This window comes from Palleniella muris, from assembly GCF_004792655.1.
Taxonomy (GTDB): domain Bacteria; phylum Bacteroidota; class Bacteroidia; order Bacteroidales; family Bacteroidaceae; genus Prevotella; species Prevotella muris_A.
The window spans coordinates 13874-31012 of the sequence record NZ_SRZC01000023.1 but is presented as its reverse complement, the minus strand read 5'-3'; the positions used below and the strand labels follow the sequence as shown (position 1 = coordinate 31012).

The following is a 17139-nucleotide window of genomic DNA, read 5'->3' as shown; positions in this document are numbered from 1 at the left end:
TTTTTTATCACTTTTGTTTCTGCAAAAATAATAAAAATACCCATAAGCCTCCGACATTTTACAAATATTTTTTGTAACTTTGCAGAATATTAAGTCATTTTACTATATCAAAAAAATTATTATATCCATATTACGCACAAAGCCAATAAGCTATAAAAGCAAACACAAGACATGAAAATACGTTCATTCTTACTGATACTGATGCTGACGGTCATAGCATTACCATCTGATGCTGTACTGAAAGAGAAAGACCTTACACAGACACTTTCCATACTACGCAATGAACTGGAGAAAGCACATGACGACCTCGGAGAAGAGCAGAAACGCCTCACAGAGGTCAGCGACAAGATGCGCAAACAGATTGTTGAGACAATGAGCCGTGCCAACCAGAATGCCCTGATGCTCTACTCGCAGAAACAGGATTTCGTATTCGACCTAACCTATGCCTGCCACGAAGCAACAGACCAATACAACAAATTCCACAATGACGTATTGCCATTCCGCCAATGGGTAAACAAATCCAATGTGGAAGTGGCACGCTATGACTCCCTGATACAAAGCCTTTCAACCATGCCCGTAATGATGCTTGACGAAAGAGCGAAGATAGACCGCAATGTCTGTCTGACACTCGCCGTCAACATACGACGCATGGTACTTGAGAATTCACAGACGCTGCAAGAATACATGAGATATTACCAGATGTCCGAGACACACCTGAAGAATCTCAATGACTATGCACAAAAACGCTACAGTGACATTCAGAACAGCATCTTCCGAAACGGAGATGAGAACTACCTGACCATAATAAGCAACCTACGCAGCCACCTGTCAAGTACAAGGCTGACCGTAGAGGGCAAATACACAACAGACAAGAAGGTAAGGTCACAGTGGGATGCCGGAGTAATCCTATTCCTCTTTGGTGCCATCCTCGTTTATGGAATAATTGCTGTCATACTGAACCAAATCATCATGCGCCTCATTGTCACACGCCTCATGCACAGAGGAATGTTCAATGAGAGCATCAAGACAAAGTTCTTCGCCAAACGCGCCTGCATCATCATGACAACAACTGTCATCACATTTGCCGTCATCCTGAACATTATCAGCGCGGTAATGGAGCAGAATTTCATCCTCATGGCAAGCAACCTGCTTACACAGTTCGCATGGCTCATGAGCGTGATACTCATCTCTATACTCATAAGGGTGGAGAGTGAACGGACAATGAAGACATTCTTCATCTATCTGCCACTGCTGTTTATGGGATTCATCATCATTGCTTTCCGCATAGTGCTGATTCCAAACGACATCGTCAACCTGTTCCTGCCACCTCTCCTCCTCGCATGCATGATATGGCAAGGCTACACAATAAAAAAATACCGCACCCTCGTACAGAAAAAAGACAGTTACTATGCTCTTATATCGCAAACAGTCTTTGTCATATCTGTAATATGCTCATGGGTAGGCTACACACTGATGTCTGTGCAGATTCTCATCTGGTGGATTATGCAGCTCACATGCATCCTGTCAATCACTTGCCTGAAAGATTGGTACTCCGGACTTGCGACACGAAAGGAAATTAGCTCCATGCCTATCACAAAGACATGGTTCTACTATTTCTTCACAAAGGTCATCACTCCAACCGCTGCTGTCGCTTCATTCCTGCTGAGCATCTATTGGGCGGCAGAGGTGTTCAACCTTACAGACATGACACGGAAGGTGTTCCTTGAGAAATTCATCAATTCCGAGAATTTCGTCGTGTCGCTGAACAGCATCTCCATCGTGATTATCCTGTGGTTTGTGTTCAGCTACCTCAATTTCATGATGAAATCTCTGGTGCGCTACCACTACAACAAGATTGACCGCCAGAATGCAGAAAGCCGCTCTGTAATGTTCGTCAATGTCATTCAGGTATTCATACTCGGAGCATGGTTCCTCATCTCTCTCTCCATCTTCCATGTGTCAAACGAGTGGATTGTCGTCATTTCGGGAGGCTTCTCAACAGGTATCGGTTTCGCATCCAAGGACATCATTGAGAACATCTACTATGGAATATCACTCATGGCAGGTCGTATACGCATCGGTGACATCATTGTCTGCGACGGCATACGCGGCAAAGTGAAGAGCATCTCCTACACCTCGACAATGATTGAGGCTGTCGACGGTTCTGTGATAGCGTTCACAAACTCACAACTGTTCACGAAAAACTGCAAGAACCTGACCCAGAATCACGGCTTCGAGGTTTCTGTCGTAGAAGCCGGCATCGCCTACGGAACAAGCGTTGACCTTGCCCGCAAACTCATTGTCGAAGCAGTCTCGGCACTGCCTTGCGTGGACAAAACGAACGGACATAAAGTCAGCGTGCTCCTGAAAGAGCTCTCGGACAGCTGCGTGACACTGAAGATTGTCAGCTGGGTTCATGCACAGACTGCAGCAGCTGACAGCTGCACTATCCTTGAATGCGTCTACAATACTCTTAACAAAAACAACATCGAAATTCCGTTCCCACAACGCGATATACATATTATTCCGGCAGAATGAGACATTTTGTTACAATAATAATCCTGTCCCTCTTCCTACAGGCAACCTTTGCCGATGAAATTCCTGTCACATCTGACAGCATAGTTGTCAATGAGTTGCGTAAAGACGGAGTAACGTTCACCAACGACAACGATGTGAAACTGCTTATGACAGGACAGGAAAAGTTTGACGACATGTTCGAGGCAATCCGCAATGCACGCCAGTCCGTACATCTCGAATATTTCAATTTCCGCAACGACTCCATAGCGATGCTCCTCTTTGACATTCTGTCAGAGAAGGCAAAAGAAGGCGTTGAGATACGTGCGTTGTACGATGCATTCGGCAATTCCTCAAACAACCAGCCTCTGAAGTCCAAGCATATCACCGCCCTGCGTAAGCGAGGAATACAGATTCACGAGTTTGACCCGATAAAGTTCCCATGGCTGAACCACATCTTCGGCAGAGACCATCGCAAGATTGTCGTCATCGACGGAGAGATTGCTTACACCGGAGGAATGAATGTCGCCGACTACTATATAAAAGGCACTCCTGTCGTCGGAGCATGGCGAGACATGCACTGCCGGCTGACAGGTTCGGAAGTGAACACACTGCAGAAGATATTCCTCCGTGCATGGCATAAAGTCACCGGTGAGATTATCGTTGACAAGAAATATTTCAACGCTGCGAAAAGAGATTTCTCTGACGGCGGAATCGCACTTAAGGGCAACATGATGTGCGGAATCGTGAACCGTGAGCCCCACCTCTCACCAAAGGCTGTACGACAATTCTATCTGCACGCTTTTGATGCTGCACAAGACACCATACGGCTCATAAACCCTTACTTCACCCTGATTCCGAAAATCAAGAAAGCCATCATCCGCGCAGTGAAGAGAGGTGTAGTGGTGCAGATTATGGTTGCAGAGCCAAGTGACATCCCACTGACTCCTGACTGTGTCTTCTACAATGTCAACAAACTGCAGAAGAAAGGCTGCCAGGTGTGGGTCTATCAGCCGGGATTCCACCATACAAAGGTCATCATGGTCGACGGAAAGTTCTGTACCGTAGGCTCTACAAACCTTGACGCCCGCAGCCTGAAATGCGACTATGAGGAGAATGTCGCCATCATCGACAAAGGCGTGACAAAACAATTGTCCGACATGTTCGACAATGACAAGAAAGATTCTTTCCAACTCACGGAAGGAGTATACAAGAAATGGAGAACCCCATGGCAAAGGTTCCGCGGATGGTTCGCACATCTGCTGAGTCCTTTCCTCTAAAAAAACAAACGCATGAAACTGACAATAAAGAACATCGAATCGATTCATGAGACAGCACGTGAATTCATCAACAGCATCGGAGACCACCGCGTCCTTGCCTTCTATGGAAAAATGGGAGCCGGAAAGACTACCTTCACAAAGGCTGTCTGCGAAGAACTTGGCGTGACAGACGTAATCACCTCACCGACATTCGCTATCGTGAACGAATATACAGCCGGAAACGGTGAGCCCGTCTATCATTTTGATTTCTATCGCATAAAGAAACTCGAGGAGGTTTACGACATGGGCTATGAGGATTATTTCTACAGCGGAAACCTCTGCCTCATGGAATGGCCGGAACTCATCGAAGACCTGCTTCCCGAAGATGCACTGCGGATTGCCATAGAGGAGAATCCTGACGGCACACGCACCGTAACATTCTGACACAGCTACGGGCACATCTCCACATATAAGTAACTGTTGAAAATTAGTTTATACTAAAAAACAACTGCGTCTTAGTACAAACAAGACTTAAATATAAAATAATTTACAATAGTTACTTAACATGGAATAACCTAATATTGAAAACCCCTTAAAACTAACAAACTATGTTGAGATCTTCTGTAAAATACATCCATCTCAAAGAGACGGACTCCACAAACAACTATCTGCGTAACTATCCCAATGAGAAAGGAAAGGAGATGACAGTCGTCAAAGCAGAATGCCAGACTGCAGGTAAAGGTCAGGGAAAAAATGTGTGGGAAAGTGAGGCAGGAAAGAACCTTCTGTTCAGTGTACTCACCCACCCCAAGAACGTTCCTGCCAACCGACAGTTCATACTATCCATGGCAATAGCCCTCGCAGTAAAAGACACACTTCACCACATTGTCGGAGATATACAGATAAAATGGCCTAATGACATCTATTGGCATGGACACAAAATGGGTGGCATACTCATTGAGTGCACACTCTCAGGAAGCATGGTCAAGGACTGCATCATGGGCGTCGGCATCAATGTCAACCAGGAAGAGTTCTTCACAGTGGAGAAACATCCACTGTCACTCATACATATCATACACCGTAAGACCAACCGTGAGGTGCTGCTCCACGACATCATCCATAACCTTCATGACTATCTGACAAGAATAGAACACAAGCAATACGACTTCATCCTTGCTGAATACGAACAGTCACTGTACCGTGGACGCGGATATCACAAATACCGTGATGCCAAGGGAACTTTCATGGCACGCTTCATCTCCATTGACCCGACAGGACATATCAACCTCAGAGATGATGACGGCATGCTGAGGAACTATGCCTGCAAGGAAGTTGAGTTCTTAGAAGAGGAAGAACAGTATTGATTTTCAATCACTTATACTGACAAAACAAAGTATTATCTTTTGCTATGCCAAAGGTAATACTTTATCATGCGAAAGATAACATTTCATAATACAAAAAGTTATCTTTTGCAAAACATAGCAGAACACATCAAAATATCAACAATAAAAGTTATACTCATAATGGCAAGATTCAAACGCATTCTACTAAAGCTCTCAGGCGAAAGCCTCGCAGGAGAACAGAAACAAGGTATCAACATTGAACGTCTCAACGACTATGCACGCCAAATAAAGGAAATAGCCGGAATGGGAGTACAGATAGGCATTGTCATCGGCGGCGGCAACATTTTCCGCGGACTTTCAGGTGCAGGAAAAGGATTCGACCGCGTCAAGGGCGACCAGATGGGCATGTGCGCGACAGTCATCAACTCACTCGCACTCTCCAGCGCACTCGGTGCTATCGGTCAGAAGAACCGTGTCCTGACAGCTATCCGCATGGAACCTATCGGCGAATTCTATTCAAAGTGGAAGGCTATTGAAGCCATGGAGAACGGTGAAGTAGTCATCATGTCCGGAGGGACAGGCTCGCCTTATTTCACCACTGACACCGGCTCTTCACTTCGCGGCATAGAGATAGAGGCGGACGTCATGCTCAAAGGCACACGTGTTGACGGCATCTACACTGCTGACCCGGAGAAAGACCCGACAGCAACAAAATTCCATGACATCACATACTCTGACGTAATAGCAAAAGGACTGAAAGTGATGGACATCACCGCGACGGCAATGTGCATGCAGAACAACCTGCCTATCTATGTCTTCAACATGGACATCCTCGGCAATCTGAAGAAAGTGATTGACGGAGAGGAAATCGGTACACTTGTGCATAACTGACAAATATAAAACAAAAGAAATAGCATTTTCGCCATATTCAGGCAGAAAATACAATTATGAGACATTATTACATCAAAACTGCCGTTACAGCCATTACCCTACTCTTGGCTGTAACGGCTTTTGCCATTCCGGCAAAACGCGTATGGCGAACAATGCAACTTGCTGACGGAATAACAATAAACGCCATGCTCGTCGGTGACGAAAACGGTCATTGGTATGTTGACGAAAACGGAAAAACTCTTGCCAAGAACAGTGACGGCAGACTGTATTACCTGACTGCAGAGCAGAGTGAAACAATGAAAAACACACGACTCAACCGTGCACGCAAGAACAACAACCGGAGAATTGCACGCCGTGAAACAGCTATGGCAAAAGCTTCCAATGGCAAAAAGAAAGCATTCGGAGTGCCAACAAAACTCATAGGCTCAAAGAAAGGTCTTGTAATTCTTGTGAACTTCTCCGATAAGACGATGTTGCAAAAGCATACTCAGTCTGTGTTTGAAGAACGTTTCAACAAAGAAGGATACAACGCCCCGGGATATATCGGTTCCGTCCATGACTATTTCTACGACCAGTCCTATGGCAAGTTCGACCTGACATTCGACGTAATCGGTCCTGTCACAGTAAGCAAAAGCCACAGCTATTACGGAGGAAACGACATCTATGGCGATGACAACCATCCTTGCGAGCTTGTCATCGAAGCTCTGAAACTTGCCGACAAAGCAGTGAATTTCGCCGACTATGACTGGGACGGCGATGGCGAAGTGGACCAAGTCTTCGTGATTTATGCCGGTACAGGTGAGGCGGCAAGCGATGTTGAAGACGACATCTGGCCACACGAATGGGCTTTGTCCGAAGGAGCACGATATGGTGACGGCACAGGCGCACAGACTCTTGACGGTGTGAAAATTGACACTTATGCCGTCTCTTGCGAACTTGGAAGTACCACAACCATCGACGGTATCGGCACTGCATGCCACGAATTCTCCCACTGCCTTGGCTATGCGGACCTTTACGACACAGACTATTCCGGAGGTCAGGGAATGATGAGCTGGGACTTGATGGACTCTGGCTCTTACAACGGACCAAACGGACATGGTGAAGTGCCTGCCGCATTCACATCATTCGAGCGCTGGTGGGCAGGATGGTTGGATTTCACAGAACTGGATTCTCCGACATACATCACCGACATGCCGGCACTGAACGATGAGCCTGTCGCATATAAAATAACAAACGACGCACACCCTGACGAATACTATCTTCTTGAAAACCGTCAGGCTAAACGTTGGGACAGCTATACAGCAGGAAACGGAAACGGCACAGGTCACGGAATGCTGGTTCTCCATGTCGACTACGACAAAAGTGTATGGCAGCAGAACGCTCCCAACGACATGGCATCAAGGCAGCGTATGACATATTTCGCTGCCGACAACAGCTATGGCACATTAGTAAATATTGGAAACGGAATGAAAGCGTACACCGCAACCTACGCCCAACTGGCAGGTGACCCGTTCCCCGGCACCGGCGGACACACTGCATTTACGGATGAGACAAAACCTGCTGCAACACTGTACAATCCGAATTCCGACGGTTCAAAGTATATGCACAAACCAATTACAGACATCACCGAATCAAGTGATGGACTCATATCATTCACATTCATGGGTGGCATGCCTGCTCCTGCATTAAATGATGCGACGAACATCACTTCCGGTGGTTTCACCGCATCATGGTCAGAAGTGGAAGACGCTGACAGTTACACACTTAAGGTATTCCCTTACACAAAACCTGCCATTGAAGAAGCAGAATTGCTCAGCAGAAAATTCAACTATGATGTCACCTCCGACAGTAACAAAGACATCTCAGGCAGCATCGGTGATGACTGGAGCGGCTCAAAACTTTACGAATCGCCCTACGGCATAAAGATTGGAAGCAGCAAAAGCGGAGTGCACAACATAATAACTCCTGCCGTCTCACCACAGTCCGGCAATATAACCATCTATACAGAGACGAAACAATATGGTAATGACAATAAGAACATGACCGTTATGCTTGCCGACCCGCAAACAAAAAGCGTCCTTACAAAAGCCGACGGAACTATGTACGCAAAGAGCTTCACAACAGATGCAGTGCAGACACCAACAGCCATAACCTTTGAATACGACAAGGACTGCCGTATAATCCTCGAGCCAACAAAACGCGTATATCTCAAGACAATAACCGTCTATGACGGCAATTTCACACTTGACGACATACAAAGTGTGGCTTCTGCAAAGACATTGCCGGTACTTGCTACCATAACAGAAGACGATGGCACCGTCATCATCGAAGGAATCACAGACAACCACTACACACTTACCGGACTGACCGCACCACAGTATCGGTTTATGGTAAAGGCTGTATTCGGTGACAAAGAATCAGCATGGAGCTCGCCAAAAACCGTGGAATTGTCCGGAACAGGCATAACCTCAGTTCGCACCGGAGAGAATGTTCCTCCCACATGCATCCTAAATCTCGCAGGTCAAAGCCTCGGCAATGACAAGGCAAAACTCGCACCCGGTATCTATATAATCGGCAGAAAGAAGATTATCATCAACTAACATGTCCCTGCCCTTTCCATAAAGAACAAGAACTTTTCAATCAACATAATAAGAATTGGGGCTGTGTCGTTTGACACAGCCCCAATTCTTATAGAGACATATCAGTAACTCTTACAAATTCAATTCTACTGCTTATTTCTTGCCGTTATGGCTGTAAATATACGCAGCGCCCTTACCCTGGGTCTCAGCAGTACCATTATAAACAGTAAGCGGACCATAAATAATAACATTGTCGCCGACTGCCATCTGAGGGTCTGTCTCAGAGTTCCATTTCTTTCCACCAAGGTAGTTCACCTGATAAGCCTCAAACTCAACAGACTTATCACCCTTATATGAGCCATCCTCAGAAATCCAGAATGAGCCGTTTCCATAATTCGCATCGAAACCACCCTTGACAAGCTCACAAACAGTTCCCTGAACATAAACCTTGTTTGTAACACCACCATTTGCAGCCTGAACACCGCCGACAGCATTGAATGGATTTGTCAGAGTACCGATACCGTTGGCATCAGTAGTAACACCATTCACACTATAAACGTAAGCTGCGCCCTTGCCCTGAGTCTCAGCAGTGCCATTATAAACAGTGAGAGGACCATATATGATAACCTCTGCACCTTCCTCAATCTGAGGATTATTAACAGTCCATTTCTTATTTCCAAGCCAAAGAGCCTGATATACTTCGAAGTCCTTATCAAGGTTTTCATTAAACTTACCATCAGTAGAAATCCAGAATGAGCCATTGCCATAACCGGAATCGAAGCCACCCTTTACAAGCTGAGAAACTATGCCCTTCACATATACAGGAGCAGTGGCACCTGATTTAGCTGCAGCGATAGCCTCTTCCGGTGTCATTGGAACCTCAAGAGTTCCTAACATACCGAGTTGAGAAACGTTTATTGACACAGAAGAACTGTTGCCTTTCTCATCAGAAGAACCAAGTATGATGTCTGTATTGCGAGGAGCAGCATTGTTTGCCTTTACATTGAAGGTAACAAGGGTCACATCCATACTCAGAGTCTCATCCTTTGGATTTGGCATTGTTCCACGTTTAACAGACTTGAGAGAAATCCATTTTGCTTGTTCAGGAGTAAGGTCAACAAGGACACCGTTAGTTCCCTTAACTGTACAATAGGCTGTGAACTCACCACCTTCTGAAGGTATTGCGTCAGCAGGCTCAACTTTCTCTATCTTGAGAAGAGACTTTTTAATCTTGATGACTGTCACATCAACAAGTTCTACTGTTGTTCCATAGACTTTTTTAGGACCTTCTACTGTAACTTCGTCACCTACCTCAATACCGAGAGAAGCGAAATTCTTTGCCTTACCATCCTTATCAAGAGTACCATAGATGAGAATTTCTCCTGTCTCGTCAGCAAGGTTCCAGTTGCCATAAATTGTGTTTGCGATGCTCTTTACTGTACCCTTTACGCGATAATTCTTTTCCGGACCTGCAATAATCTCGGCACAAGTTGCTTCTGAAGGAGTCAGGACACCTTGCTGAACAGTCAAACGTTGAGTGTTATTTCCACTAAAGATGATGAAATCATGTGAGCGGCTATCGTTCTTTTCAGAAACAGAGAATGTGACTTTTGCTTCACCTGCTTCACCAGAAGCAGGAGCCACATTAACCCATGAAGGCCATTTATCAGAACTTGGGTCTACATAGATAACCTTATCTTTACCATTCTCATCTTTTTCAGTTGCATAGGCTTTTATTTCCCAAACATCATTTGCACGGACTATGATTTCCTCGGCACCACCCTCTGCATCAATTGCTATATATGATTTTGATACTTGCAGGTCATCAAGATATGTAGCCTCAAAATCTTCATCACAACTTGTCAAGCCAAATGTGAGAACTGCCGCAAGTGCTGAAAATAAATATCTTAGTTTCATACTATTATTCTTTATGTTTTATGTGATTAGTTGAAGAAATATTTAACACCAATAGACATAAACCAGCACTGACCAAGGCTGTGATTAGGAACAAAAGTCTTAGTGTTTCCATTGATTGCCTTTGGAGTAGAGAATGTTGCATAACCGTCTTTGTCTATTCCTTCGTATTTCATTATACGTGCCTCATTACCAATGGCAGGATTAAGATATTTTGCTACGCCCCACTTGCTGCTGAAGAGATTAAGTACATTCTTAATGTCAAATCCAAGCTGGAGCTTGTGATTAATCTTGCCGGTCTTAACCTTGAAGTCGTGCTTATAAGCAACGTCAACACGGTGTACCCATGGAGAGTAAACACTGTAAGCTTCAGCATACTCTCCCTGATGGTTCTTCAGGTAGTTGTCGTTATGGACGAAATCCATGAAGCGGTCAGCGTCATCCTGAGAAACGAAACGGAAATCACCGTTCTTTACCTGCTCATCAGTAGGCACATAGACTGCGTCATAGTTGTAACCGTCAGCGTTGATATCGTTAGAGAGCATGTAAGAGTAGTTGTAACCACCGCGCCAAGTCTCGTAGATAAGGCTGAGAGAGTTACCACTCTTATCGCTGAATGTACCACTGAGGATGAAACGGTCAGGAGTTGTATTAATTGCATTGTGCAACTGAATGTTGTTAGGACCTTCTACAGTAGGAACGTATGTGAATGCAGACTCAGCATTTGAGCCAGGCATACTTGTAATTTCCTTCTTTACAGAGTGAGTGTAGGAAGCCATGAGGCTGATGTTATCTGTTGGACGTGCATTCACTGTGATGCTACCAATCCAGCCGTAACCCTTACTTGTGTTATCGAGCATGAAAGCCTTTGTACCTACATGATAATTCGCAGGGTAAATAGGGCGATTGTCAACACCATTGAAACGTGCGAAACCTCCTGCATTTGGTACAGACCAGTCAGAGATGCAAACATCGTTTACTGTCTTGTTAAGAATCAATTCACCAGTTACTGTCAATGGGAAGCTGACAGGAAGAGAATAGTCAACAGCGATGGAAGTCTTCCATACCTGTGGCATCTTGAAATCATGAACAACACCTGCGATTGCTGATGGAACAGCTCCCTCTTCTGGAGTGATATTCTCTGGATAGCCAAGACCGATAAGCTTCTGCTTCAGTGACTCAGCGTAAGACATTCCATCGTTCTTTACAAGTCCGCCATTGAAAACGCTCATGTCAAAGCCATTCTTTTCTGCATTCTTTGCATTGACCTGTGCCTGATACTGCACCATACCACTATTTGTTGGCATATTTGTGAAGAACACAAGTGGGAGGCGACCGGAGAAGAGACCGGTACCACCGCGTACTACGAGAGACTTGTCGCCAAGAACATCATAAGAGAAGCCGACACGTGGAGAAACAGTGAAACCGTTCTTAGGCCATTTGCCTGTATCGATGTGACGACCGTTATAGTCAAGGTCACGAATTGCATTGTTTGTCATCAAATCTCCATTATCAAACATGAGATTGTCGAAGCGAATACCACCTGTAAGGCTGAGTTTGTCAGTAGCTTGCCATACGTCCTGAAGATAAAGACCAAGCTTGTTGAATGTCACACGTGCAGCAGGATTTGCTTCACCACCGTAACCATAAGTGAGACAAACTACTTCAGGAGTAGCACCATTGATGAAATCGTCAACAGAACGATAACGATAGTAACCAGTACCGTTACGCATATAAGCATTGTCAGCCATCTGGTGTTCATAAGAAAGTCCTGCAGTGAGTTTGTGTGCACCTGTATAATAGGTCACATCGTCGCGTACATTATACACCTCATTGTGTACAGCATTGTTGTGTGTGAAGAGCTCATAGCCAAGAGCCATATAGTTCTGAGGGTCGCCATTGTCATCGTTCTTAAGAATGTCAATGAATGGGAAATCAGCAGAGTTTGTACCACGAATATCATCAAGCTTAGAATATGTTGCAAGCAGCTGGTTGGAGAGTTTCTCACTGAAGCGGCTATTCAAATCCAATGACCAAGAGTTCACCTTATTCTCCATTGAGTACATAGAGTTAGCAAAGGCCATAGAATACTGTGACATACGAGAACCTGACATACGATCGCCACCATCCATAGAAGTTGCGTTAGGGGAAATCCAATTCTCATTGAGAGTGTGATTGTATCGCAAAGCAAGGTGATGATTGTTTGTAATGTTCCAATCAATACGAGCAAGAATCTTGCGGTTTGTCTTGTCTGCGGGGAAGTCTGTCCATGAGCCTGTATCATAGCCATACTTATTCATTACAAATTCTGAAACACGCTGCATGTCAGCGTTTGTAGTACGAGAAATGAAATTGTCTGCATCAGCAATTCCCTTATCAGATGCACGCCAGCGGTTAACGACAGTAGGGATCTTTACCTCCTCATAGTTAGCAAAGAAGAAGAGTTTGTCCTTAAGGATTGGACCACCAAGAGTGAAACCGTAAGTTGTCTCACGGCTCTTCTCACGAGCACCAGCAATCTGCTCACCATAGACGGCGTCACCCTGCATGTTCTCGTTCTTGTGGTACACATAGGCTGTACCCTTGAAGGTATTTGTACCTGACTTTGTGATAGCATTCACACCACCACCGATGAAGTTTGTCTGACGGACATCGTATGGAGAGATAACCACCTGCGCCTCCTCGATAGCATCAAGAGAGATAGGGTTACCACCACCGGGCAGACCGTCTGAAAGTCCGAAATTGTTGTTGAAGTCTGCTCCATCCACAGTGAAGTTGGCTGTACGACCGTCACTACCGGCAAATGTCATGCCATTACCTCCATAAGGAGAAAGGCGTGTAAGTTCGGTAATGCTACGGTTAACATTAGGCATGCTGGTAATCTGAGCACTTGTGATATTGGTAGCTGCGCCTGTTTTCATTGTGTGGAACTTAGTCTGCTTACCTGTCACAACAATTTCTTCCAGCATATCTGCACTTTCCTTCATTTTGGCATTCAGGCGATATGTCTCACCAAGCTGGAGAGTAACACCTGTGAATGTCTGAGTTGCAGAACCGAGATAAGAAATCGTTACTTTGTATGGTCCACCGACACGCATACCTTGTACAGAATACTGTCCATTTATGTTGGTAACAGTATTGTACTGTGTACCGGAAGGTTCATGAACGATTCTGACAGTAGCACCAATGATTGGCTCGTCCTGAAAATCAGTTACCATACCTCCCATTGAAGAAGTGGTTACTTGCGCATTGACGCCTGATACAAGTGTCAGCATCAATACAGCCATAATAAAACTTAGTTTCTTGAACATAATTTATTAGAAAAATGTTTAATATAAAATCGACTGCAAAATTACACATTTAATTTTAAATATAAGTTACAAAATCAAAAAAAAATGCTTATATCTATGCGATAAGTGCTTTTAACGCATAAATAATGTAAATATTGGCAAGTTTTCACACATTTCCAGACGAATGTGCATATACACTCATGCAAAATCATTCAAAAAGAACACACCAGTATATGCACAGTTTGTTTTACGTGCGTATATATAATAAATAGGTGTATCTTTCTCAGATTCCCATAGGGAAAGCTCAAACAAACTCCTCGCTAAAGTACCTACCATACCAAGACATTTTACAAACAAATAAATCTGCATAAGCCCAATATAATGAACTTATGCAGATTTCCATAAAGCACAGAATGATTGTGCGATTTCACTATAGATTCAACAGTTTTCGTATCTCTTCAACCGGCAAGCCTGTAGCAACAGACATGATGTCTATGCTTGTTCCCGCTTCTCGCATACGTATTAGAGTAGCATGCTTTTCTTTCGACTCGCCTTCCAACAAACCTTTCTCCATACCTTTTTCCATACCTTTTGTAAAGCCACGGTCCAATGCGCTTTCAACCAAAGTCCTCTCAGTGCGGATAATATCCCAAAATTTATCATAGCCGAGAAGCTGAGCAGGAGTGTAGGCTGACTCTTCAACGACTTTCAGAGCCTTTCGTATATCAGGTGTATCAAGCAATTCCTGCGGAACATCAACCGTCTTTTCCTCTATCTCTGTAAGATACCTCAACCACAGCACCTGCATTTTCTTCTCCGTCAATGTGTGAGGCTTGAATTTCGGAAGCTCGACAAAGATAAGGTGAAGACCATCAATCACCTTCTCAGAGTACAGCTCATGAACCAGACGATAATAATGATAATATTCCGGAATATCCTTTTCAAAAATATCGTTGACAAGATTCAGGGAATATACAGGTTCCAGAAATTTATAATGTTCTTTGCCATCCAACTGCCTAACATAAGCTTTCGCAGAGTTGAAGAGCACACGTTGCATGAACTCTTTCGACCAAACCATCTGCATCTCCACAATAAATTGTCTGCCGCAATTGTCACGGCAACGCACATCCACGATGATGTTCTTGCGCAGAGGATTATCAGGCACAAGCTCTGTCGGGAGATATTCCACAGATTCTATCTCCTCCCCTTCACCTTCAAAAGGGAGGAGTGCGTTAAGCAGGCTGATAACAAGATCAGGGTGCTCACCAAACACTCGCTTGAATGTCAAATCCGCTTTCGGATCTAAATATCTGATTGCCATAATCTATTCATGTTTGATTAACTGTGGCAAAGATACATATATTTTCTATATTATCCAAATATGCATCACCCAAATTAGCACGAATTTTCAGAATGTTAACGCATTATTCTATTAAAAACATCAGATGAAAGACAAACGCTGACACATGTTTTTTTTACAAAATTAACAATAGGCTCTTCTTTTTCTCTAAAAATTTCATTAACTTTGTAGGCAAAACATATAAAAACGAACAGAATGGCAACAGTAGACGACAAGAAAGTTATCTTCTCAATGGTTGGTGTGAACAAAATCATCCAACAAAACCAAAAACAAGTCCTTAAGAACATATATCTCTCCTTCTTCTATGGAGCGAAAATAGGTATCGTTGGTCTTAATGGTGCCGGTAAATCTACGCTTATGAAGATTATCGCCGGTATAGAGCAACCTACTTCCGGAGATGTGGTGTGGAGTCCCGGATATACCGTGGGCTATCTGCCTCAGGATCCGCCACTCAATGAAGAAAAGACAGTGAAGGAGAATGTGCAGGAGGGAGTGCAGTATGTTTACGATGCGCTGAAGGAATATGACGACATCAATGTGAAATTCGGATTGGAAGAGTATTATTCCGACCCGGACAAGATGGATAAACTCATGGCACGCCAGGCGGAAGTGCAGGATATCATCGACAGTACGGACGCCTGGAACATGGACTCACGCATAGAAAGAGCCATGGACGCATTGCGCTGTCCTCCTGGCGATTGGGCTGTTGACAAGCTCTCCGGTGGTGAGCGTCGCCGTGTCGCTCTCTGCAAATTGCTTCTTCAGAAGCCGGACGTGCTTCTTCTCGATGAGCCTACCAACCACCTTGATGCGGAGTCCATAGACTGGCTGGAGCAGCACTTGCAGCAGTATGAGGGCACTGTAATTGCCGTGACACACGACCGTTATTTCCTTGATGATGTTTCGGAATGGATTCTTGAACTTGACCGTGGCGAGGGCATTCCATGGAAAGGAAACTACTCATCATGGCTTGACCAGAAGACTTCACGCATGGCTCAGGAGGAGAAGAGTGCGTCAAAGCGCAGAAAAGCCCTCGAACGTGAGTTGGAGTGGATTCGTATGGCTCCGAAAGCACGTCAAGCAAAGGGCAAGGCGCGTCTTAACAGCTATGATGCGATGCTTAACCAAGAGCAAAAAGAGCGTGAGGAGAAACTTGAAATCTTTATTCCTAACGGTCCGCGTCTCGGCAATAAGGTCATCAACGCGGAGCATGTCGCAAAGGCATTCGGCGAGAAGACTCTGTTCACAGACCTCAATTTCATGCTGCCTCCTAACGGCATCGTTGGTGTCATCGGACCAAACGGCGCAGGAAAGACCACACTATTCCGTCTTATCATGGGACTTGACAATGCCGATGCAGGAACATTCGAGGTTGGCGATACTGTAAAACTCGCTTATGTTGACCAGCAACATAAAGACATAGATCCGAACAAGACTGTGTACGATGTTGTATCAGGCGGCACGGAATCTTTCCGCATGGGAGGAAAAGACATCAACGCACGTGCTTATCTCAGCCGTTTCAATTTCTCAGGCAATGACCAAGGAAAGCTCTGTGGTGTGCTGTCCGGCGGTGAGAGAAACCGTCTGCAACTTGCGCTTGCACTGAAGCAGGAGGGAAATGTGCTGCTGCTTGATGAGCCGACCAACGACATCGACGTGAACACTCTACGCGCATTGGAGGAAGGTTTGGAGTCTTTCGCAGGATGCGCTGTAGTCATATCCCACGACCGCTGGTTCCTTGACCGTATATGCACACATATCCTCGCATTTGAGGGTGACGGCAATGTATTCTTCTTTGAGGGAAGCTACTCAGACTATGAAATAAACAAAGCGCAGCGTCTTGGCACTGACGAGGTAAAACGTCCACGCTATCGCAAACTTATGGAAGGATAATAATCATAGGTTATGGGTTGTAGGTTGTAGATGGTTATTTGACAAGCCTATAACCCAAAACCTAAGACCTATCCCCCCCTATAATCCACAACCTAA

Annotated in this window: 10 protein-coding genes; 7 read left to right on the top strand and 3 right to left on the bottom strand. The window is 44.8% G+C overall.

Annotated elements, in window-relative coordinates; translation table 11 throughout:
- The first annotated feature begins 171 nt into the window (after window positions 1-171).
- From E5358_RS12260 to E5358_RS12235, 6 genes are all read left to right on the top strand, one after another.
- Entirely contained in the window at window positions 172-2538 is a 2367-nt protein-coding gene (locus E5358_RS12260) for a mechanosensitive ion channel family protein (protein ID WP_135940466.1), read from the top strand.
- On the top strand, window positions 2535-3794 hold the full coding sequence (locus E5358_RS12255) for a phospholipase D-like domain-containing protein (RefSeq protein ID WP_135940465.1): 1260 nt from the start codon (window positions 2535-2537) through the stop codon (window positions 3792-3794). The genes E5358_RS12260 and E5358_RS12255 overlap by 4 nt, the downstream gene beginning before the upstream one ends.
- Window positions 3795-3806: 12 nt before the next feature.
- Window positions 3807-4217 (top strand): tRNA (adenosine(37)-N6)-threonylcarbamoyltransferase complex ATPase subunit type 1 TsaE, encoded by a 411-nt coding sequence (gene tsaE / locus E5358_RS12250; protein ID WP_135940464.1) that lies wholly within the window; start codon window positions 3807-3809, stop codon window positions 4215-4217.
- 164 nt (window positions 4218-4381) lie between these two features.
- Complete coding sequence (locus E5358_RS12245) at window positions 4382-5137, top strand: biotin--[acetyl-CoA-carboxylase] ligase (RefSeq protein ID WP_135940463.1); 756 nt, start codon at window positions 4382-4384, stop codon at window positions 5135-5137.
- A 159-nt stretch (window positions 5138-5296) separates the two neighbouring features.
- Window positions 5297-6007, top strand: a complete 711-nt coding sequence (gene pyrH / locus E5358_RS12240) for a UMP kinase (protein WP_135940462.1) — start codon at window positions 5297-5299, stop codon at window positions 6005-6007.
- 56 nt (window positions 6008-6063) lie between these two features.
- Window positions 6064-8607 carry a M6 family metalloprotease domain-containing protein gene (locus tag E5358_RS12235; protein WP_135940461.1) on the top strand — a complete coding sequence of 848 codons (2544 nt, stop codon included), beginning with the start codon at window positions 6064-6066 and terminating at the stop codon, window positions 8605-8607.
- 132 nt (window positions 8608-8739) lie between these two features.
- On the opposite strand, the gene E5358_RS12230 is transcribed toward E5358_RS12235, so the two are convergent.
- The 3 genes from E5358_RS12230 to E5358_RS12220 form a co-directional block, all read right to left on the bottom strand.
- Window positions 8740-10503 (bottom strand): BACON domain-containing protein, encoded by a 1764-nt coding sequence (locus tag E5358_RS12230; protein ID WP_135940460.1) that lies wholly within the window; start codon window positions 10501-10503, stop codon window positions 8740-8742.
- 26 nt (window positions 10504-10529) lie between these two features.
- Window positions 10530-13811, bottom strand: a complete 3282-nt coding sequence (locus E5358_RS12225; RefSeq protein WP_135940459.1) for a TonB-dependent receptor — start codon at window positions 13809-13811, stop codon at window positions 10530-10532.
- 409 nt (window positions 13812-14220) lie between these two features.
- On the bottom strand, window positions 14221-15105 hold the full coding sequence (locus E5358_RS12220; protein WP_135940492.1) for an Rpn family recombination-promoting nuclease/putative transposase: 885 nt from the start codon (window positions 15103-15105) through the stop codon (window positions 14221-14223).
- A gap of 240 nt (window positions 15106-15345) precedes the next feature.
- On the opposite strand from E5358_RS12220, the gene ettA reads away from it, so the two are divergent.
- Window positions 15346-17043 (top strand): energy-dependent translational throttle protein EttA, encoded by a 1698-nt coding sequence (gene ettA, locus E5358_RS12215; protein ID WP_135940458.1) that lies wholly within the window; start codon window positions 15346-15348, stop codon window positions 17041-17043.
- The last annotated feature ends 96 nt before the right edge of the window (window positions 17044-17139 follow it).